General features: G+C 38.4%; 20 protein-coding genes and 1 pseudogene. All 21 read left to right on the plus strand.

The window, feature by feature from the left end:
- The first annotated feature begins 122 nt into the window (after positions 1 to 122).
- Positions 123 to 773, plus strand: coding sequence for a fructose-6-phosphate aldolase (gene fsa, locus ACIQVU_RS12420; protein ID WP_402895766.1), 651 nt, complete (start codon positions 123 to 125; stop codon positions 771 to 773).
- Between the two features lie 61 nt (positions 774 to 834).
- On the plus strand, positions 835 to 2,121 hold the full coding sequence (locus tag ACIQVU_RS12425; protein ID WP_340804263.1) for a UDP-N-acetylglucosamine 1-carboxyvinyltransferase: 1,287 nt from the start codon (positions 835 to 837) through the stop codon (positions 2,119 to 2,121).
- 94 nt (positions 2,122 to 2,215) lie between these two features.
- The gene (glpX, locus tag ACIQVU_RS12430; RefSeq protein WP_053993411.1) at positions 2,216 to 3,172 is read left to right on the plus strand and encodes a class II fructose-bisphosphatase; all 957 of its coding nucleotides are present in this window, start codon (positions 2,216 to 2,218) and stop codon (positions 3,170 to 3,172) included.
- 419 nt (positions 3,173 to 3,591) lie between these two features.
- Complete coding sequence (gene rho, locus ACIQVU_RS12435; protein ID WP_340804264.1) at positions 3,592 to 4,875, plus strand: transcription termination factor Rho; 1,284 nt, start codon at positions 3,592 to 3,594, stop codon at positions 4,873 to 4,875.
- A gap of 117 nt (positions 4,876 to 4,992) precedes the next feature.
- The gene (locus ACIQVU_RS12440) at positions 4,993 to 5,202 is read left to right on the plus strand and encodes a hypothetical protein (RefSeq protein WP_340804265.1); all 210 of its coding nucleotides are present in this window, start codon (positions 4,993 to 4,995) and stop codon (positions 5,200 to 5,202) included.
- Between the two features lie 174 nt (positions 5,203 to 5,376).
- Positions 5,377 to 5,604, plus strand: a complete 228-nt coding sequence (locus tag ACIQVU_RS12445; protein WP_340804266.1) for a hypothetical protein — start codon at positions 5,377 to 5,379, stop codon at positions 5,602 to 5,604.
- A 96-nt stretch (positions 5,605 to 5,700) separates the two neighbouring features.
- A complete protein-coding gene (locus tag ACIQVU_RS12450) occupies positions 5,701 to 7,425 on the plus strand; it encodes an ABC transporter ATP-binding protein (protein ID WP_340804267.1) in 1,725 nt (574 codons plus the stop codon).
- A gap of 20 nt (positions 7,426 to 7,445) precedes the next feature.
- A pseudogene (locus tag ACIQVU_RS12455) lies at positions 7,446 to 7,571 on the plus strand (ABC transporter ATP-binding protein); the annotation flags it as partial.
- A gap of 247 nt (positions 7,572 to 7,818) precedes the next feature.
- Positions 7,819 to 8,022, plus strand: a complete 204-nt coding sequence (gene rpmE, locus ACIQVU_RS12460) for a 50S ribosomal protein L31 (protein ID WP_340804268.1) — start codon at positions 7,819 to 7,821, stop codon at positions 8,020 to 8,022.
- Between the two features lie 108 nt (positions 8,023 to 8,130).
- Entirely contained in the window at positions 8,131 to 8,703 is a 573-nt protein-coding gene (locus ACIQVU_RS12465) for a thymidine kinase (RefSeq protein ID WP_340804269.1), read from the plus strand.
- A 131-nt stretch (positions 8,704 to 8,834) separates the two neighbouring features.
- Complete coding sequence (gene prfA / locus ACIQVU_RS12470; protein WP_340804271.1) at positions 8,835 to 9,911, plus strand: peptide chain release factor 1; 1,077 nt, start codon at positions 8,835 to 8,837, stop codon at positions 9,909 to 9,911.
- The gene (gene prmC, locus ACIQVU_RS12475) at positions 9,898 to 10,758 is read left to right on the plus strand and encodes a peptide chain release factor N(5)-glutamine methyltransferase (protein WP_340804273.1); all 861 of its coding nucleotides are present in this window, start codon (positions 9,898 to 9,900) and stop codon (positions 10,756 to 10,758) included. The genes prfA and prmC overlap by 14 nt, the downstream gene beginning before the upstream one ends.
- Positions 10,759 to 10,802: 44 nt before the next feature.
- A complete protein-coding gene (locus tag ACIQVU_RS12480; RefSeq protein ID WP_340804274.1) occupies positions 10,803 to 11,393 on the plus strand; it encodes a stage II sporulation protein R in 591 nt (196 codons plus the stop codon).
- 101 nt (positions 11,394 to 11,494) lie between these two features.
- Complete coding sequence (locus tag ACIQVU_RS12485; RefSeq protein WP_340808514.1) at positions 11,495 to 12,529, plus strand: L-threonylcarbamoyladenylate synthase; 1,035 nt, start codon at positions 11,495 to 11,497, stop codon at positions 12,527 to 12,529.
- 842 nt (positions 12,530 to 13,371) lie between these two features.
- A complete protein-coding gene (locus ACIQVU_RS12490; protein ID WP_340804275.1) occupies positions 13,372 to 13,869 on the plus strand; it encodes a manganese efflux pump MntP in 498 nt (165 codons plus the stop codon).
- Positions 13,870 to 13,893: 24 nt separating this feature from the next.
- Positions 13,894 to 14,334, plus strand: coding sequence for a low molecular weight protein arginine phosphatase (locus ACIQVU_RS12495; RefSeq protein ID WP_402895773.1), 441 nt, complete (start codon positions 13,894 to 13,896; stop codon positions 14,332 to 14,334).
- Between the two features lie 8 nt (positions 14,335 to 14,342).
- Positions 14,343 to 15,626 carry a methyl-accepting chemotaxis protein gene (locus tag ACIQVU_RS12500; protein ID WP_402895775.1) on the plus strand — a complete coding sequence of 428 codons (1,284 nt, stop codon included), beginning with the start codon at positions 14,343 to 14,345 and terminating at the stop codon, positions 15,624 to 15,626.
- A 425-nt stretch (positions 15,627 to 16,051) separates the two neighbouring features.
- Entirely contained in the window at positions 16,052 to 16,489 is a 438-nt protein-coding gene (gene rpiB, locus ACIQVU_RS12505; RefSeq protein WP_340804278.1) for a ribose 5-phosphate isomerase B, read from the plus strand.
- Positions 16,490 to 16,515: 26 nt separating this feature from the next.
- Positions 16,516 to 17,058, plus strand: coding sequence for a TIGR01440 family protein (locus ACIQVU_RS12510; protein WP_340804280.1), 543 nt, complete (start codon positions 16,516 to 16,518; stop codon positions 17,056 to 17,058).
- A gap of 56 nt (positions 17,059 to 17,114) precedes the next feature.
- On the plus strand, positions 17,115 to 18,356 hold the full coding sequence (gene glyA, locus ACIQVU_RS12515; protein WP_402895778.1) for a serine hydroxymethyltransferase: 1,242 nt from the start codon (positions 17,115 to 17,117) through the stop codon (positions 18,354 to 18,356).
- Positions 18,357 to 18,563: 207 nt separating this feature from the next.
- On the plus strand, positions 18,564 to 19,165 hold a 602-nt coding region (locus tag ACIQVU_RS12520), incomplete at its 3' end, for an RNA-guided endonuclease TnpB family protein (protein ID WP_402895784.1).

The following is a 19,165-nucleotide window of genomic DNA, read 5'->3' on the forward strand; positions in this document are numbered from 1 at the left end:
GTATAGATAAATACACATAATAAGAGAAGTGTTGATGCTATCAATCGACCTTCTCTTGTTTTTGAAATCATGAATTTTGGCAAAGACTAAATATAATTAAGGAATGATCAGGAGGAAATAGTATGAAATTTTTCATTGATACAGCAAACTTTGAAGAGATTAAAGAGGCACATGCATGGGGTATTTTATCAGGAGTGACAACAAACCCATCATTAGTTGCTAAAGAAGAGAATGTTTCTTTCCATGATCGTCTTCGTGAAATCGCGGAGCTTGTTGACGGCTCTGTAAGTGGAGAAGTGATTGCACTTGATGCAGAAGGTATGATTAAAGAAGGCTTGGAATTAGCTGCAATTGCGCCAAATATTACAGTAAAGCTACCAATGACACCAGCAGGATTAGAGGCTTGTCGCTTCTTTGCCAACAAAGGCATTAAAACAAACGTAACATTAATCTTTAGTGCCAACCAAGCATTAATGGCTGCGCGTGCAGGTGCTACATATGTGTCACCATTTATCGGCCGTTTAGATGATATTGGTCAAAATGGTGTTGAGCTCATCGAAACAATTGCAGATATTTTTACAATCCATAATATCGATACGCAAATTATTGCTGCCTCTGTTCGCCATCCACAGCATGTTACAGCAGCAGCTTTAGCGGGCGCACATATTTCAACGACTCCATTTAAAGTATTAAAGCAACTTTTCAACCATCCATTAACGGAAAAAGGAATTGAAGGATTTTTAGCGGATTGGAATAAGAGAAAAAGCGAATAATAAGATTATAAAGTGAGCCAATCGCAAAAAACTACTTTCCAATCATGAGGGAGAACGCAAAATGGATGTTTATAAAATTACTGGCGAGAATCGTCTACAAGGTACAATTAAAGTTAGTGGTGCAAAAAATAGTGCAGTCGCCTTAATTCCTGCATCAATTTTGGCGAACTCTCCAGTGACTATTGGAGGGATACCTGAAATTTCAGATGCTTGGACGTTAAAGGCTTTATTAGAGGAAATTGGTGGGGAAGTGACGTTTGAAGATGGCAAGATGACCATTGATCCAACAGAGATGATTGCATTGCCATTACCAAACGGCAACGTGAAAAAGCTGCGTGCCTCTTATTATTTAATGGGCGCTATGCTTGGACGCTTTAAAAAAGCTGTAATCGGCTTGCCCGGAGGCTGCTTTTTAGGACCTCGACCAATTGACCAACATATTAAAGGCTTTGAGGCATTGGGTGCGAAAATTACCAATGAGCATGGAGCCATTTATTTACGCGCGGATGAATTGATTGGGGCAAAAATTTATTTAGATGTTGCAAGTGTTGGAGCAACGATTAATATTATGCTAGCTGCTGTTCTTGCGAAAGGACGTACTGTTATTGAAAATGCGGCTAAGGAACCTGAAATTATTGATGTTGCAACTTTACTAACAAATATGGGAGCTAATATTAAAGGTGCAGGTACAAGTGTTATCCGTATTGAAGGTGTAGAAGAGCTACATGGTACAGCACATACAATTATTCCAGATCGCATTGAAGCAGCAACATTTTTAATTATGGCTGCAGCAGTCGGTGATGGGATTACCATCGATAATGTCATTCCACTGCATTTAGAAGCGATTATTGCCAAGCTTCGTGAAATGGGTGTAAAAATTGAGATTGGTGAAGAAAGTATTTATGTGCCAAAAACCGATCTCGCAACATTGCAGGCAGTGGATGTCAAAACATTGGTCTATCCAGGGTTTCCAACGGATATTCAGCAACCGCTTGCTGTGTTAATGTCACAGGCATTTGGTTCCTCAAAAGTAACGGATACAATTTATACAGCTCGATTTAAACATATTGACGAGCTTCGTCGTATGAATGCTAATGCTCGTGTAGAAGGCAATACAGCAATTATTAAAGGCCCAAGTAAATTGCATGGCTCTACAGTCACTGCTACAGACCTTCGTGCTGGAGCTGCTTTAGTTTTAGCAGGGTTACTAGCAGAAGGCGAAACAGAAATCCATGATATTTACCATATTGAACGCGGTTATAGCTCACTTATTGAAAAATTACGTGATTTGGGCGCTGATATTCGACGTGAAACAATCATGGCACGCGTAGCAGAAGCAAAAGAATAATGAGAGCTAAAAGTTTTCATCTAACTATGTTACAATAGAGGTAATTTGAATGTTTCGGCGCAAAAAGCTGCCGATAGCGGGAGGCAAAGCAACAATGGAACGTAGTTTATCGATGGAAGTAGTACGAGTAACAGAAGCAGCAGCAATCGCATCCGGGAAATGGATGGGACGTGGCTTGAAAATTGAAGCAGATGATGCAGCAACAACAGCGATGCGCAAAATGTTCGATACAATTCCAATGCATGCTACAGTAGTAATTGGTGAAGGTGAAATGGATGAGGCACCAATGCTTTATATTGGTGAAGAACTTGGCTTACGCAATGGTGGTCCGCAAGTAGATATTGCCGTGGACCCGTTAGAAGGTACAAATATTGTCGCAAAAGGTACAAATGGTGCAATGACAGTTCTTGCAATTGCAGATAAAGGAAACTTACTGAATGCACCAGATATGTATATGGAGAAAATTGCTGTAGGACCAGAAGCGGCGGGCAAAGTAGATATCAATGCTTCTGTCACTTATAACTTATTACAAGTAGCAAAAGCTAAAAATAAAGATATTTCTGATGTTGTAGCTACGCTATTAGATCGACCACGTCACCAAGCGATTGTGGATGAAATTCGTGAGGCTGGTGCACGTATTAAATTTATTCAAGATGGCGATGTTGGCGCAGCGATTAATACCGCTTTTGATGAAACAGGCATTGATATTATGTTTGGAACAGGTGGAGCACCAGAGGGCGTTATTGCAGCAGTAGCCTTAAAATGCTTAGGTGGAGATTTCCAAGCAAAACTAGTACCAGAAGATGAGGAACAATTAGCACGCTGCACAAAGATGGGTGTAGATGTTGAGAAAGTTCTTTATTTAGATGATTTAGTAAAAGGTGACGATGCTATTTTTGCAGCAACGGCTGTAACAGATTGTGAGCTATTAAAGGGTGTTCAATATAAAGGTGCATATGCATTAACACATTCAGTTGTTATGCGTGCAAAATCTGGCACAGTACGTTTTGTTGAAGGCCGTCATGCTCTTGAGAAAAAACCTAGCTATTAATGATATTTTCTTCTAAAATATACCTAGTGCATCTACTTGCGCTAGGTACCTTCTTTCTTACAATCAATTATGTCTTGGCGTAATTGTACCTGTCGCGAATGCTTTCAGCACATAAAGCATCTGCTGCTGGCGCTTCGCTTTCACGCAGATAAACAATGTGTCCAGATTTTTTCGAATTCACTCGAAAAGCTCCTCTTCAAAATCTGTGACATGATCTTGATTCAACGGGCGTTTCTATACCCACCGAACTAAGATAAACCATCCCATAGTTTTGTAGGGCTTTGTTTCAATGGTTTATGGTTGTGAAGAGTGCCTATAGTTTGAAACAACCAGACAAGCATTAACAGAGTCATTGTAAAAAACTTCAATGATAACCCCAAAAACGGCATTATATTTTGAAAAAGACTGGAGTTGTGCATATGTCTGCATTGACAATCGCTCAATTAGAAAACATGACGTTAAAAGAGCTTTACGCCCTTGCACGCCAATACAAAATTTCATATTATAGCAAGCTAACGAAAAAAGAATTAATATTTGCTATTTTGAAAACGCGTTCAGAGCAAGAGGGCTACTTCTTTATGGAAGGTGTATTAGAAATTGTTTCGCAAGAGGGCTTTGGCTTCCTTCGACCAATTAACTATTCTCCAAGTAAAGAGGATATTTATATTTCTGCATCTCAAATTCGCCGCTTTGACCTGCGTAATGGGGACAAGGTATCAGGAAAGGTGCGACCACCAAAAGAAAATGAGCGCTATTATGGCTTATTACAGGTGGATGCTGTCAATGGCGAAGACCCTGAAGTAGCAAAGGAGCGTGTCCATTTTCCTGCGTTAACGCCTCTATATCCAAATCGTCAAATTAAGCTTGAAACAACACAGCGTAATGTATCGACACGTATTATGGATTTAGTTGCGCCTGTAGGCTTTGGTCAACGTGGCTTAATCGTTGCTCCGCCAAAGGCAGGGAAAACATCTTTGCTAAAAGAAATTGCAAATGCTATTACAACAAATCATCCAGAGGCAGAGTTAATTGTCTTACTGATCGATGAGCGTCCTGAGGAAGTAACAGATATTGAACGTTCTGTGAATGCAGATGTCGTTAGCTCAACATTCGATGAAGTGCCAGAAAACCATGTGAAAGTGGCTGAAATTGTTTTAGAGCGCGCACGTCGATTAGTAGAGCATAAACGTGATGTTATTATTTTAATGGACTCTATTACACGTTTAGCACGTGCCTATAACCTAGTAATTCCTCCAAGTGGACGTACATTATCAGGTGGTATTGACCCTGCTGCTTTCCATAGACCTAAACGTTTCTTCGGTTCTGCGCGTAATATCGAAGAGGGCGGTAGTTTAACAATTTTAGCAACAGCTTTAGTAGATACAGGTTCTCGTATGGATGAAGTAATCTATGAGGAATTTAAAGGGACAGGCAATTTAGAATTACATTTAGATCGTCACTTAGCGGAGCGCCGTATTTTCCCTGCGCTTGATATTCGTCGTTCAGGTACACGTAAGGAAGAGCTTCTTCTTGCACCAGAGCAACTTGAAAAGCTATGGGCGATTCGCAAAACCTTTTCAGATGCACCAGATTTTGCAGAGCGTTTCCTGAAAAAGTTACGCACTACAAAATCGAATGATGAATTCTTCGAAAAGCTAAATGAAGATATGAAAAAGGCAACAAAAGGTAAAGGACTTTTATAGCATAAAGATCACCATTGATAAGAAATTATCGATGGTGATTTTTTTATCGCTTATTGAAATTGATAATCATTATCACTATAATAATGCTATATACAGCTATTTTTAAAGGAGATAAAGATGAAATATGATGCCTATATGCTTCTCTGGCAAAATGCATTTGTGCAGGTAAAGCATATTGATTACATAAATAAGTCAGATGTTCAAGTGTCAAAGCTATTGACATATAGCACCTTGCTAATTATTACTACAGGAGAAGTACAAATTGTAATTGATAAGCAGCCTTACTATGTACAACGCTTTACAATTTTTCATATCGGCAAATCATAGTATCTTCAAATAACAGCACAGCAGCATGTTAGATACTTTCTTATTAGCTATAAGGGTGATGTGATGTATCAGAATGCCCTTATATAGCATTTGCAAATGTAATACCAGCCATTCCAAACAACGTTCTCCTGTGCTCCAGCAAGTTCTATAGCTATTCAGACAATTCTGCGAGATATGTATAGCAAATGGCAGTCAGGCTCTATTCAAGAGCATTTATCTGTGAAGGCCTTTTTATATGAGTTAATTTATCGGCTATTTCAAGAGCTAGCCGAAGGGCAAGGAAAACCTCATGCAATAGATAAGGCAGAGGCAGCGCGCTTATATATTGAGCAACATCTTCATCAACCATTATCTATACAAGCACTTGCAGATATGCTTCATATAAGTACACGTCATTTATAGCGTACTTTTAAAGCCAGACCACAAGTTTAGTTGCAGCAATTAAGGATAGAAAAAGCAAACCATTATTTACTGGGATTATGAATAGGAGGCTACATTATGCTATTACAGCGTTTTTTTTCATACTACAAGCCATATAAAGGCTTATTTATTTTAGATTTTAGCTGTGCCATATTAGTGGCATTAATTGAGCTAGCATTCCCGATTGTTTTAAATAAAGTGATTGATGATATTTTACCAGATGGTGAATTAAAGTGGATTATTATGGCGAGCTTATTGCTATTTGCCTTATATATTGTTAATTCTATTTTCCATTTTATCGTTTCCTATTGGGGGCATATGCTAGGAATTAATATTGAAACAGATATGAGAAAAGAAGCCTTTAGTCATGTACAGAAGCTATCATTTCGCTACTTTGACAACAATAAAACAGGGCATCTTGTTTCTCGTTTAACTAATGACTTAATGGATATCGGTGAACTAGCTCACCATGGTCCAGAGGATATTTTTATTGCTGCCATGACGATTATCGGTACATTTGGAGTTATGTTCTATATTGATCCAACCTTTACACTTCTTATTTTCCTCCTTGTACCAATTATTTTAGTGCTAACAATTATTTTTGGAAAATTAATGTCTAAGGCTTTTCGCCAAATGTTTGGAGATATTGCCGATTTTAATGCGCGTGTTGAAAATAATGTCAGTGGTATTCGTGTTGTCCAAGCCTTTACAAATGAAGAACATGAGATTAAACGCTTTAAAGTTAACAACGAACGATTTCGAATGACAAAGCTTTTTTCTTATAAGGTGATGGCATGGAATGAAGCCGTTTCAGGTATTCTGACAAAGGTTTTATCATTATTTACACTTTTTGTTGGAGCTTATTTTGTATTAAATGGGCATTTAACAAATGGTGATTTTATTGCCTTTATTTTGCTAGCGGGTATTCTCTTAGGCCCTATTAATAAAATTAATATGTTTATTGAAAGTTATCCAAAAGGTATGGCAGGGTTTAGACGCTATATTGAATTTTTAGAAACGGAGCCCGAAATTGCCGACCGTCCTAATGCAAAAGCTATTGATGAAATCGATGGGGCCATTACATTTACAAATGTTTCATTTGGCTATACAGACAATCAACGTGCCCTTCATCAAATACATTTAAAGGTGCAGCCAGGTGAAACAGTTGCGCTAGTAGGACCGTCTGGAGCAGGGAAATCGACTATTTGCAGTTTATTGCCACGCTTTTATGAAGTAAATGAAGGCTCGATTAAAATTGACGGTATCGATATACGCGATTTTAAGCTACAATCTTTACGTTCACATATTGGTATTGTTCAGCAAGATGTCTTTTTATTTGACGGAACAATTCGTGAAAATATTGCCTATGGTAATTTAAACGCTAGTGAAGAGGAAATTTGGTATGCTGCACAGCGTGCACAACTAACGGATGTGATTCATGCACTTCCAGAAGGAATGGATACATTGATTGGTGAGCGCGGAGTGAAGTTATCAGGTGGGCAGAAGCAAAGATTATCCATAGCGCGTATTTTCTTAAAAAACCCGAAAATTTTAATTTTAGATGAGGCAACATCTGCACTTGATACAGAAACAGAGCAGGCCATTCAACAAGCGTTAAATGAGCTTTCGATTGGTCGGACAACACTAGTGATTGCCCATCGTTTAGCAACAATTAAGGATGCCGATCGAATTGTCGTTGTATCGAAAAAAGGCATTATCGAGGAAGGTACACATACACAGCTAATGGAAAGACAAAATGCTTACTATGGTTTATATACAGCTCAATTTGGCTTACAAATATAAAAAATGAAAGGAAGTTAAAAATGTCGGTACTTGAAATAGAGCACGTTGCAATTGGTTATTCCTCAACGCTAATTGTGAATGATTTAAGCGTAGAGATTCCTGAAGGGCAAATTTCTACGATTATTGGTCCAAATGGTTGTGGTAAATAGACGTTATTAAAAGCGGTTGACAGATACAATTACGTTGGGGCGTAATTGATATGCTAGCTATTTAATATTTTTTACTTGAAAAGATCAAAATACTTATGCTATACTTCATAGGTATGCAACGTGTACATATATAGCTGACATTCCACTTTCAATATAAATTATTGATCGACATATTCGGGCTATGTAAGGTACAGTTCGAGAATACTCTGTTCCAGATGGTTCAGGGCGAGAGGAGAAAACGAATATGAAACAAGGAATTCATCCAGACTACAAAGTAGCAACAGTAACTTGCTCTTGTGGTAACACTTTCCAAACTGGTTCAGTAAAAGAAAACATCGTTGTTGAGTTCTGCAACGAATGTCACCCATTCTATACTGGCCGTCAAAAATTCGCGTCTGCTGATGGTCGCGTGGATCGTTTCAACAAAAAATACGGTCTTAAAAACTAATGTTAGTTTAATACCTGCCAAGCATGTGCTTGGCAGGTATTTTTTTCAGTATATAGAAAATAGTCTTTTCAAAATCTAATGTGATAATAAGAAAGGGAGAAGACATAGATGGCACAGCTTTATTTTAAACATGGTGCAATGAATAGTGGTAAATCAATAGAAATCTTAAAAGTTGCTCATAATTATGAAGAGCAAAAAAAGCCTGTAATGATGTTTACTTCAGGTTTAGATACTCGTGATGAGGTTGGCTTTGTTTCTAGTCGAGTAGGCTTACGACAGCAAGCGATTCCTGTTTATGAAGATACAAATATTTTTGAGCTAGTAAAGAGCAATGCTGTAAAGCCATACTGTGTGCTTGTGGATGAAGTTCAATTTTTAAAAAAGGCACATGTTTTACAGCTTGCAAATATTGTGGATCAATTAGATATTCCGGTGATGGGCTTTGGTTTAAAAAATGATTTTCAAAATGAGCTGTTTGAAGGCAGTCAGTATATGCTTACATATGCGGATAAAATTGAAGAAATGAAAACCATTTGCTGGTTTTGCCATAAAAAAGCAACAATGAATTTACGAGTAGATGAAAGCGGTAAGCCTGTTTATACAGGAGATCAAATTCAAATCGGTGGCAATGATGCTTATTATCCAGTTTGTCGTAAATGTCACGCAAATCCGCCGCTCTAATGCATTGCTAAAGATAGCAAGAAAAAGTAGCATCCATGCAAAATTTTTCTTATACTAAGTAGTGGAAATAGCAATGTTCGTTAATTGTGAAAAAGAAGAAATGCTTAAAAAACTAAATAGAGGTGAAATCCATGTTTGATCGATTACAAGCAGTGGAAGATCGTTATGAAAGGCTAACAGAGCTTTTAAGTGATCCAGATATTGTGAACGATAGTAAGAAATTACGTGAGTATTCAAAAGAACAATCAGATATCCAAGAAACAGTGGATACTTATCGTGAATATAAAAGTGTCAAAGAGCAATTAGCAGATGCACGTGAAATGTTAGATAGCGAAAAAGACCCTGATATGCACGAAATGGTGAAAGAAGAATTTAACCTATTAAAAGCACAGCAGGAAGAATTAGAAGAACGTTTACGTATTTTGTTAATTCCAAAAGACCCGAACGATAATAAAAACGTTATTATGGAAATCCGTGGGGCAGCAGGTGGCGACGAGGCTAATATTTTTGCAGGTGACTTGTTCCGTATGTATTCTCGCTATGCAGAGGCACAGGGCTGGAAAATTGATATTATGGAAGCAACGCCAAACCCAATGGGCGGCTATAAAGAAATTATTTTTATGATTAATGGACAGGGAGCCTATTCAAAATTCAAATTTGAAAATGGCGCGCATCGTGTACAACGTGTGCCTGCCACAGAATCGCAAGGTCGTATCCATACGTCCACAGCGACTGTTGCATGTTTACCAGAGGTAGAGGAAGTGGATGTTGAAATCCATGAAAAGGATATTCGTGTGGATACATTTGCATCTTCTGGTGCAGGTGGGCAATCAGTAAATACAACGATGTCAGCCGTTCGTATGACCCACTTACCAACAGGTGTTGTGGTATCGATGCAGGATGAACGTTCACAAATTAAAAACCGTGAAAAGGCGATGAAAATTTTACGTGCCCGTGTTGCAGATATGTATATGCAGGAAGCACAAAAAGAAATTGATGCTACACGTAAGTCTGCTGTTGGTTCTGGAGATCGCTCTGAACGTATTCGCACATACAATTATCCACAAAACCGTGTAACGGATCATCGTATTGGTTTAACAATTCAAAAGTTAGATCAAATCGTTGAAGGTAGATTAGATGAAATTATTGATGCACTTATTTTAGAAGAACAGGCATCAAAGTTAGAGCGTTTAAATGATGACCTATAAAAATGTGATGGAGGCCCTTGACTGGGCTTCTTCTTTTTTAGTGGATAATGGTCGTGAAGAAACAGCAGCACGTATCGTGATGCAACATGTACTTGGTACTAGCTATGCAGAGGTAATGTTGCATGTACAAGATGAATTAACAGCAGAGCAGCAAACGAAATTTACAGCAATCATAAAGGAGCATGCAGATGGTCGCCCTGTACAATATTGTGTAGGGATGGAGGAGTTTTATGGTCGTTCTTTTGTCGTAGATGAATCGGTTTTAATTCCTCGCCCGGAAACAGAGGAATTGGTATTTGGCACGATTACTCGTATGAATAAGTTATTTCAGCAGCAAGCGTTGAAGCTAGCGGATATTGGTACAGGTAGTGGCGCGATCGCGATTTCAATGAAGTTGGAATGCCCAGCTCTTACAGTTGTTGCTACTGATTTATCAGAGGCTGCATTAGTAACAGCACAAAACAATGCACAAAGATTACAGGCAAATATTGATTTTCGATTAGGCGATTTAACAACACCGCTTGCTGGGGAGAAATTTGATATTGTGTTATCAAATCCTCCATATATCGCCTTTGATGAGGCACAGGAAATGTCCAGTGTTGTTTTAGAGCATGAGCCACATAGTGCGCTGTTTGCTGAAGAGGATGGTCTTCTATTATATCGGAAATTAGCCGAGCAATTACCTGCGCATATGAATAGACCTGCACTTATTGGGCTAGAAATCGGTTATACACAAGGGGACAAAGTAGCCAAACTCTTTCAAGATAGTTTTCCACAAGCTACAATTTCCATAGAAAAAGATATTAATGGTAAACCTCGTATGATTTTTTGTGAGATTCATGTATAAAGAATCCTAAACTTGCCAACAATGTTGAGCAAGGAGGGATTTTTATGTTAAACGAATATAAGATTACAAGATTACCAAAACAGCATATCTTTTTAGCCTTTGCTAGACTTGTAGTGATTGCCATTACATTACAATTATGTATTTTATATATTCCAACAATTATCGGCTATGCAAAGGAAGCTACACAGCAAGTACAAGAAGAGGATTTTCGGATACGTGTTATTGCGAATAGTAATACAGCGCAAGACCAACAAGAAAAAGAGCAGCTTGTGAAAAAGTTAAAGCCCTATTTTACGCAAGTTACTACTGCTGGCATAATTGAAAACGAGCAAATTCTGTTATTAAAACAACAAATTGAAACGGAATTAAGCAGAAATTATCCACAGGTGGATACACAAGTTGTACTTGGGGATAACGTATTCCCACCAAAAAGACAAGGTGCTGTATTATATCCGCAAAATGTCTATCATTCTATTGTTGTAAAAATCGGTGATGCGCGTGGAGATAACTGGTGGTGCAGCATTTTTCCAGCTATTTGTGAGCCCGAAAAAGAAGAAGTAAAAGAGGAAGAGCAGGAAGAATCAGAGCGTGTAACATTCTTTATTTGGGAATGGATTAAAGGACTTTTTGAATGAATTGTGCACAAATTCAGATAACTTATACACAATTTTTTCTAAGTTATAAACAATATGTGGATAATTCAGTAAAAACGAATAATTGAAGGAAGGTTTTAATGATGAAAACCGTTTGTAAAGTTGTGGATAGTAATGTGAATAGTCAGACTAATTATACACAAGCTGTGGATATCTTACATGCAGGAGAAGTAGTGGCATTTCCTACAGAAACGGTTTATGGTTTAGGAGCTATTGCTACAAATGATTCAGCAGTGAAAAAAATATTCGAAGCGAAGGGGCGTCCTTCAGATAATCCTTTAATTGTCCATATTGGTACAAAAGAAGAGGTGACGCTTTATGTAACTCATATTTCTGAAGTAGCGAAGCAATGTATGGAGTTATTTTGGCCAGGTCCGTTAACACTGATTATGCCTGTAAAACCGAATGTACTGGCTCGAAGTGTAACAGCTGGCTTATCAACAGTCGGGATACGGATGCCCAATCATCCTGTTGCACTAGCATTATTACAGCAGCTTCAACAACCACTTGCTGCGCCAAGTGCTAATCGTAGCGGTAAGCCAAGCCCCACTGAAGCGGTTCATGTAAAAGATGATTTGGATGGATACATACCTTATATTTTAGATGGAGGCTCTACTGGAATCGGGCTTGAGTCCACAGTATTGGATGTAACACAGGAGCCTCCAGTTATTTTACGTCCAGGCGGCATTACAAAAGAAATGTTGGAGGCTAACATAGGTCCTGTTATACAGCCAACTAAATTAGAGCAAAAGCTTGAGGAAACACCAAAGGCTCCAGGCATGAAATATACACATTATGCACCAAATGCTCCTGTCCTGTTAATTGACTGTGATAAAAATGTGGTGAGTAATGCTGTTCAGCACTTGCAGCGTGAGGGACATATCGTTGCATTACTTGCCCCTGCTAGCTTTCACACGGTCAATGTGGATTTTTACTTTTCGGTAGGGGAAGCAGGAAGTCAAGAAGAAATGGGTGCTACATTATACAATGCACTACGAGCATGTGATAAAACAACTGCGACCATTATATTAGCCACAGCAACTTCAACTGAAGGCGTAGGGGCAGCTATTATGAATAGGCTCGATAAAGCTGCTGGCGGGAAATGGTATTCACACTAATTGTCAAAGCTGATACGGCAAAAGATGTATGGAAACATCTTTTGTCGTTTTTTGTTGAGATGAAAGAATAGAAGGCGCTTGAGTTAATTTTATAATTCTAATTTCTTTCGTATCAAGGGTTCTGCAACAATAAAAAAGCGAGCATCTTCCCAAATTCAATATAATGGTAGCGACCAAACTAAATCGTACTGAATGAGGTGATGCCCTATGACGATTGTAAAGAAAATGAACTTATTTGACATTCGAAAATTATTAGAAATAGGAAGTTCCTGTCATTTTGATGCCATTTTTCTACTTTCGACGTACAGTCAATTTTTTAGCTATTTTCAAAAAAGACGTTACGCGGTGCGCCACGTGAATTAAATTACGGTACGATAATCTAGTTGCTCTTGACTTGTATTATCGAACGCATTCCAATCAGTCAGGATTTCTGTATTTCGCAATTGAAATGTGAGTCATATCGCAATTGAAATGTGAGTCATATCGCAATCGAAATTTTAGAACATTCTGGTGGGCAAGATTATCGATATAGCAAGTTTATGGGTAGGCTTTACATGGAGCCCCAGCGGGTATAATTCGCGCTTAAAACGCATAGCCACAAGGATTTAACACCTAAACAAGGGTAACATGCTGCCACTCCAAATAAAGCCGAGGCGTGCATCTGAAAAAGTCACATAGGTTTAAGTAGCTCACTATTGGGTTGCGATATACAGATTTCGTTACACGTTTGGTCAACGATTCGTGCTTTTGGAAAATATGATTTATGAAATTGATTCACTTATGATAATAATGTATTTCCAAGCATAAAATGATAAAATATTAGGGAGCGAAGGAGTGCGTTCTTGCAGGGAATTCTTGCAGGCATATTAACGTCTGTTGATGTAATCGGTCTATATGTTTTGCTGCCAAATGTTAAATATCGCTTATTGTTAGCACTTTGGACGGCTGCATTGCATATGCTGTTCCCGCTATTAGGGTTTGAATTAGGGAACTATTTAGTTCGTTTCCTATTAGAATGGGGACAATGGATTTCGAGTATTTTATTATTTTGTATTGGGATGCATTTACTATTATTTTCTCATAGGGATGAAAAAGTAACAATTTCACCAATACTTTTAGCTGTGACTGCAAGCCTAGATACCTTTTCAGTAAGTGTTTCTTTTGGTATGCTAAACTTAGAAAAAACAATTTTTATTATTAGTGCAGGTATAAGTGCTCTTATTTGTGCTTATGGGTCATTAGTAATAGCTCGAAGAAGCCAAGTCTTTTTTGGCAATAAAATTCAAATAATGGCTGGTATTGTCTTTATTATTATGAGCATTCTAGCTATACAACAATAGATTAGACAGTGGAGAGTGATAAGTGTGAAAATATTATTTGTTTGTACAGGCAATACTTGTCGCAGTCCAATGGCGGAAGTTATTTTAAAACATAAACAGGTGGACAATATCGAAGTGCGCTCAGCAGGTATTTATGCTATGCCAAATGCACAAATGTCAGCATATGCACAGCAGGTATTAGAGGAAGCGCAAATGTCACATCAACATTTGGCAACTCAATTATCAAATGACGAAATAGAATGGGCAGACTTAATCTTAACAATGACGACCACCCATAAAGACACTATTATTTCTAGTTATCCACAAATAGAACATAAAGTATTTACATTAAAAGAATATACAAATGAAGGTAGCCTAGAAAATGTAGTAGACCCTTATGGAGGCAGCAAAGTAATATACGAAGCAACATTTGAAGAACTAAAGGCACTGATTGATCGATTAATACAAAAACTAGAAAAGAATTGAGGGGCACTATGAAAAAACAATTTGGTTTACGTCTTAAATTGGTGTTGTTTGTTAGCGTTCTTGCGTTAATTACCTACAGTATTAGCTTTATCTACATTGAATTTATACACCCTACTTTCTTCCCTGATACAAATCGAAAATTATTTGAAGTTATTACCTATGTGCTAGGTATAATCTGGTCGGGTATATTAGCTGCTATTTTTAGTATTATTTTAGTGAAACCTTTACAGCGACTTGAACATTCTGCAACTCTTGTAGCTGAAGGGAAAATTGGGCAGGATGTACAAATGCCAAAAACAAATGATGAGATTCGTTCTGTTGCAGAAGCATTCCAACAAATGGTACTCAACTTACGTCAAATGGTAGAAAGCATCGACCATAATTTCCAACAAACAAATCAATCCATTATTCAGCTTTCAGATGAAGCAGAGGTTGCAACCAAAAAGGCTGAGGGTATTGTGTCAACAGTCAAGCATATTTCTACAGGAGCAGAAGCATCGGCAACAGCTGTCCAAGATACTGCTGAAGCGATGGAAGATGTACGAGCTCTAGCAACAGAAGTAAATAGTAGAGCAGAGGCTTCAGCATCGCAATCGAAAGAGATTTTACATAATTTATCAACAACAACAAAAGCGATTGAAACATTAGTGAACAGTATTCAGCAAATTGCTGCTGGCAATAATGAGGCATTGAAAAGCATTCATGCACTAGAGGAAAATGCAGGTCAGGTAGAACGTATTATTGGCTTAGTTGGTGATATTGCTGCACAAACGAATTTATTAGCATTAAATGCGTCCATAGAAGCAGCCCGTGCAGGAGAGCATGGCAAAGGCTTTGCGGTAGTAGCAGAGGAGGTTCGTGGTCTGGCTGATGAGAGTGCCAAGGCTGTCCAAGGTATTACAGCACTTATCCAATCTATGCAGCAAAATGTTGAAGTGGTGGTCAAACAAATGAATCAGCAGGTTGCATTTGCCACACAGGAGGCAGCGCGTGTGTCGGAAACAACAACAGCAGTCGAAGGTATGTCATCCAATGTACATGAAATGGCAACAGCGATTGTTGAAATTTCTTCTTTAATTGAACAGCAAATGCAAAATATTGAAACAATAGCTCGACAATCTCAAGAAGTTGCAGCAATTGCTGAGGAAACATCAGCAGGAGCACAGGAGGTTCGCAGTGCAGCAGAAGAGCAAGCATACGCAATCGAGCAAGTAGAGCACCTTACTCAAAGCTTAAAAGCACAATCAGAAGCATTGCACAAAATGATTCAGCAATTTGATAGACAAGCATAATTCCCACAGGCTATATATAAATGTGATAATCAATCATATTTTATATATAGCCTTTTTATCTTTGTTCAGCAAATTCTTTTTGGATCGAAAGCGAAGTGTCAGATGCTTTATGTACCGAAAGCATTCGCAACAGGTACAATTACGCTGGGGCGTAATTGCTGACAAACGATTGTCCACTTTAGTGAAAAAATAAAAAAACTACAGAAGATAGAATATTACAACAAAAGACCATTATCCGAATTTATACACAAAAATATACACATTATCCACAGAAAAAGACTTTAAAAATGAATGATAATTTGTTAATATACAATTAATGTTCGTGTTTTAGGGGAAATCAGCATAAAAATACAAGAAAAATCATGTTATTCTTTAGAAAGAAGTGGTACACTAAGGGTGACTATAATTCGAAAAGAGGGAACCCAGTGAGAATAGCAATTTCTTCTGATCACGGAGGCAATAACTTACGTCGTGAGATTATGCAGCTATTAGATGAGCTTCATATTAGCTACGAAGATTTTGGTCCACAATCTGCGGATTCAGTAGACTATCCTGATTATGCAAAGCCTGTTTCTGAGGGTGTTGCGAATGGAAAATTTGATAAAGGTATTTTAATTTGTGGCACAGGAATTGGTATGTCCATTGCTGCTAACAAAGTAAAGGGTATTCGTTGTGCATTAGTGCATGATGTATTTAGTGCAAAGGCAACACGTTGCCATAATGATTCAAATGTTTTAGCGATGGGTGAGCGTGTTATCGGTCCAGGCCTTGCGCGTGAAATTGTCCAAGCATGGTTAGCAACAGAATTTGAAGGTGGTCGTCATACACGCCGCATTGAGAAAATTACTGAACTAGAGCAATAAATGAATAGATGAAGGAGCTGAGATAAATGGTTGTCCAACAAATAAGAGAGCATTTGACTCAGTTACTCAGTGAATTTGAAGAGCAGACAACACTACGACCTCATACAATTTTTGTCGTAGGATGCTCCACATCTGAAGTAATTGGTCAGAAAATTGGCACAGCAGGCGCATTGGAAATAGCTGAAGCCATTTTCGAGCCGTTACAAAAATTTGCCGAAAAACACCAGCTCTATTTAGCCTTTCAAGGGTGCGAACATATTAATCGTGCGATTACAATGGAGGCATCAACTGCTGAACGATTTGGCTATGATTTAGTAGCTGTTGTGCCAGTACGAACAGCAGGTGGGTCCATGTCCGCCTATGCCTATACACAATTTGCCCAACCAGTAGTTGTTGAAGCAATACAGGCACATGCAGGTATCGATATTGGACAAACATTAATTGGCATGCATTTAAAATCGGTGGCTGTTCCAGTTCGTACATCTGTGAAAATGGTGGGAGAGGCAGTTGTCACAATTGCAACAACACGTCCAAAGCTAATTGGCGGAGAACGTGCAGTATATAAATAATTATCACTATCATAGTGATAAATAGAAACAATGATACTTAGGAGGCTTTTTCAAACATGACATACGAAAAATTAGCAGTACAAGACAAAGCAGTATTAGACGGAATTCTTGCAGAGCAAAAACGTCAACAAGCAAATATTGAATTGATTGCATCTGAAAACTTTGTATCCGAAGCAGTAATGGAAGCGCAAGGCTCAGTGCTGACAAATAAATACGCTGAAGGCTATCCAAGTAAACGCTACTATGGTGGCTGTGAATTTGTAGACGTAGTAGAAAATATTGCACGTGACCGTGTGAAAGAAATCTTTGGTGCAGAATATGCAAACGTACAACCACACTCTGGTGCACAAGCAAATATGGCTGTTTACCATACAATTTTAGAGCCTGGTGATACTGTTCTTGGTATGAACCTTTCACATGGCGGTCACTTAACACATGGCTCTCCTGTAAACTTCTCTGGTATTCTCTATAATTTTGTGGAATACGGCGTGACAAAGGATACACAAGTCATTGACTATGAGGATGTACGCCAAAAAGCATTAGAACATAAACCAAAGCTTATTGTTGCAGGTGCTTCTGCATACCCACGTGAAATTGATTTCTCCAAATTCCGTGAAATCGCTGATGAAGTAGGCGCGTACTTCATGGTGGATATGGCGCATATCGCTGGTCTTGTAGCTGCTGGTGAACATCAATCACCAGTGCCATATGCAGATTTTGTAACATCTACAACACATAAAACATTACGTGGTCCACGTGGTGGTTTAATTCTTGCTTCAAAAGAATGGGAGCAAAAGCTAAATAAATCTGTATTCCCTGGTATTCAAGGTGGACCATTAATGCACGTAATCGCTGCGAAGGCAGTAGCATTTGGTGAAGCATTACAGCCAGAATTTAAAGACTATGCAAAGCAAATTATTGCGAATGCTAAAGCTTTAGCAGAAGTGCTAATTGCTGAAGGTGTGGAAATTGTATCTGGTGGTACAGATAACCATCTATTATTGTTAAATGTGAAATCTCTTGGTTTAACAGGTAAAGTAGCAGAGCATGCACTTGATGAAGTAGGAATTACAACAAATAAAAATACAATTCCATATGATACTGAATCACCATTTGTAACATCTGGTATTCGTATTGGTACACCTGCCGTTACCTCTCGTGGCTTTAAAGAAGAGGATATGAAGGAAGTTGGTGCGATTATTGCAGCAGTTCTGAAAAATCCTGAAGACGAGGCAGTAAAAGCAGAAGCAAAAGAGCGTGTGAAAGCATTAACAGATAAACATCCACTATACGCATAATCAAACGATAAAGCTGTGTTTAAAGTGAAAACTTCCTTTAAACACAGCTTTTTTATCATTTTCCGACAGAAGACGCCCACTTCAAGGAATGTGTAGGGCGTAGCCGAATGCGTAGGTGGGCGATGAATGGCGGTTGGTGATAGCCAAAGCTACCCCCTTTCGGTTAAAATAGAAACGAATATTCGGGTAAAGAGAGAGGTGTTTCGTGTGTGGGTCAACAAAGCATACAAATTCCGTATCTATCCAAACAAAGAACAAGAAATCTTCATCACAAAGGCGATTGGCTGTTCTCGTTTTGTGTTCAATCATTTTTTAGCAAAATGGAACGACATGTACAAAGAAACAGGCAAAGGATTATCTTACCATTTATGTTCTGCTGAATTAACGCAATTAAAAAAAGAATTCGTATGGTTGAAGGAAGTAGACAGCATTGCGCTTCAATCTGCCCTTAAAAATCTTGCGGATTCGTATACTCGTTTTTTCAAGAAGCAAAACCAAGCACCACGATTTAAGTCTAAAAAGAATCCTGTTCAATCGTACACAACGAAATATACGAACGGCAATATAGCGATTGTAGGAAACAAAATCAAGTTGCCCAAACTTGGATTCGTCAAGCTTGCAAAAAGTCGTGAGGTTGAAGGGCGTATACTTAACGCGACAATCAGACGCAATTCAAGTGGTCAATATTTTGTATCCATTCTTGCTGAAACAGATGTGCAGCCAGTAGAAAAAACAGGTGCTTCTGTCGGTGTCGATGTAGGACTCAAAGATTTTGCGATTCTTTCTACTGGAATGGTGTATAAAAATCC

The sequence above is a fragment of the Lysinibacillus sp. NPDC098008 genome, assembly GCF_044760715.1.
GTDB lineage: Bacteria > Bacillota > Bacilli > Bacillales_A > Planococcaceae > Lysinibacillus.

Coding starts and splice junctions, on each gene's coding strand:
- prmC (WP_340804273.1), top strand. CDS start 9,898: ATGATGACCTATAAAAATGTGATGGAGGCCCTTGACTGGGCTTCTTCT.
- ACIQVU_RS12450 (WP_340804267.1), top strand. CDS start 5,701: ATGCTATTACAGCGTTTTTTTTCATACTACAAGCCATATAAAGGCTTA.
- fsa (WP_402895766.1), top strand. CDS start 123: ATGAAATTTTTCATTGATACAGCAAACTTTGAAGAGATTAAAGAGGCA.
- ACIQVU_RS12440 (WP_340804265.1), top strand. CDS start 4,993: ATGAAATATGATGCCTATATGCTTCTCTGGCAAAATGCATTTGTGCAG.
- rpmE (WP_340804268.1), top strand. CDS start 7,819: ATGAAACAAGGAATTCATCCAGACTACAAAGTAGCAACAGTAACTTGC.
- ACIQVU_RS12500 (WP_402895775.1), top strand. CDS start 14,343: ATGAAAAAACAATTTGGTTTACGTCTTAAATTGGTGTTGTTTGTTAGC.
- prfA (WP_340804271.1), top strand. CDS start 8,835: ATGTTTGATCGATTACAAGCAGTGGAAGATCGTTATGAAAGGCTAACA.
- ACIQVU_RS12425 (WP_340804263.1), top strand. CDS start 835: ATGGATGTTTATAAAATTACTGGCGAGAATCGTCTACAAGGTACAATT.
- glpX (WP_053993411.1), top strand. CDS start 2,216: ATGGAACGTAGTTTATCGATGGAAGTAGTACGAGTAACAGAAGCAGCA.
- ACIQVU_RS12510 (WP_340804280.1), top strand. CDS start 16,516: ATGGTTGTCCAACAAATAAGAGAGCATTTGACTCAGTTACTCAGTGAA.
- glyA (WP_402895778.1), top strand. CDS start 17,115: ATGACATACGAAAAATTAGCAGTACAAGACAAAGCAGTATTAGACGGA.
- ACIQVU_RS12485 (WP_340808514.1), top strand. CDS start 11,495: ATGAAAACCGTTTGTAAAGTTGTGGATAGTAATGTGAATAGTCAGACT.
- rho (WP_340804264.1), top strand. CDS start 3,592: ATGTCTGCATTGACAATCGCTCAATTAGAAAACATGACGTTAAAAGAG.
- ACIQVU_RS12465 (WP_340804269.1), top strand. CDS start 8,131: ATGGCACAGCTTTATTTTAAACATGGTGCAATGAATAGTGGTAAATCA.
- ACIQVU_RS12445 (WP_340804266.1), top strand. CDS start 5,377: ATGTATAGCAAATGGCAGTCAGGCTCTATTCAAGAGCATTTATCTGTG.
- ACIQVU_RS12480 (WP_340804274.1), top strand. CDS start 10,803: ATGTTAAACGAATATAAGATTACAAGATTACCAAAACAGCATATCTTT.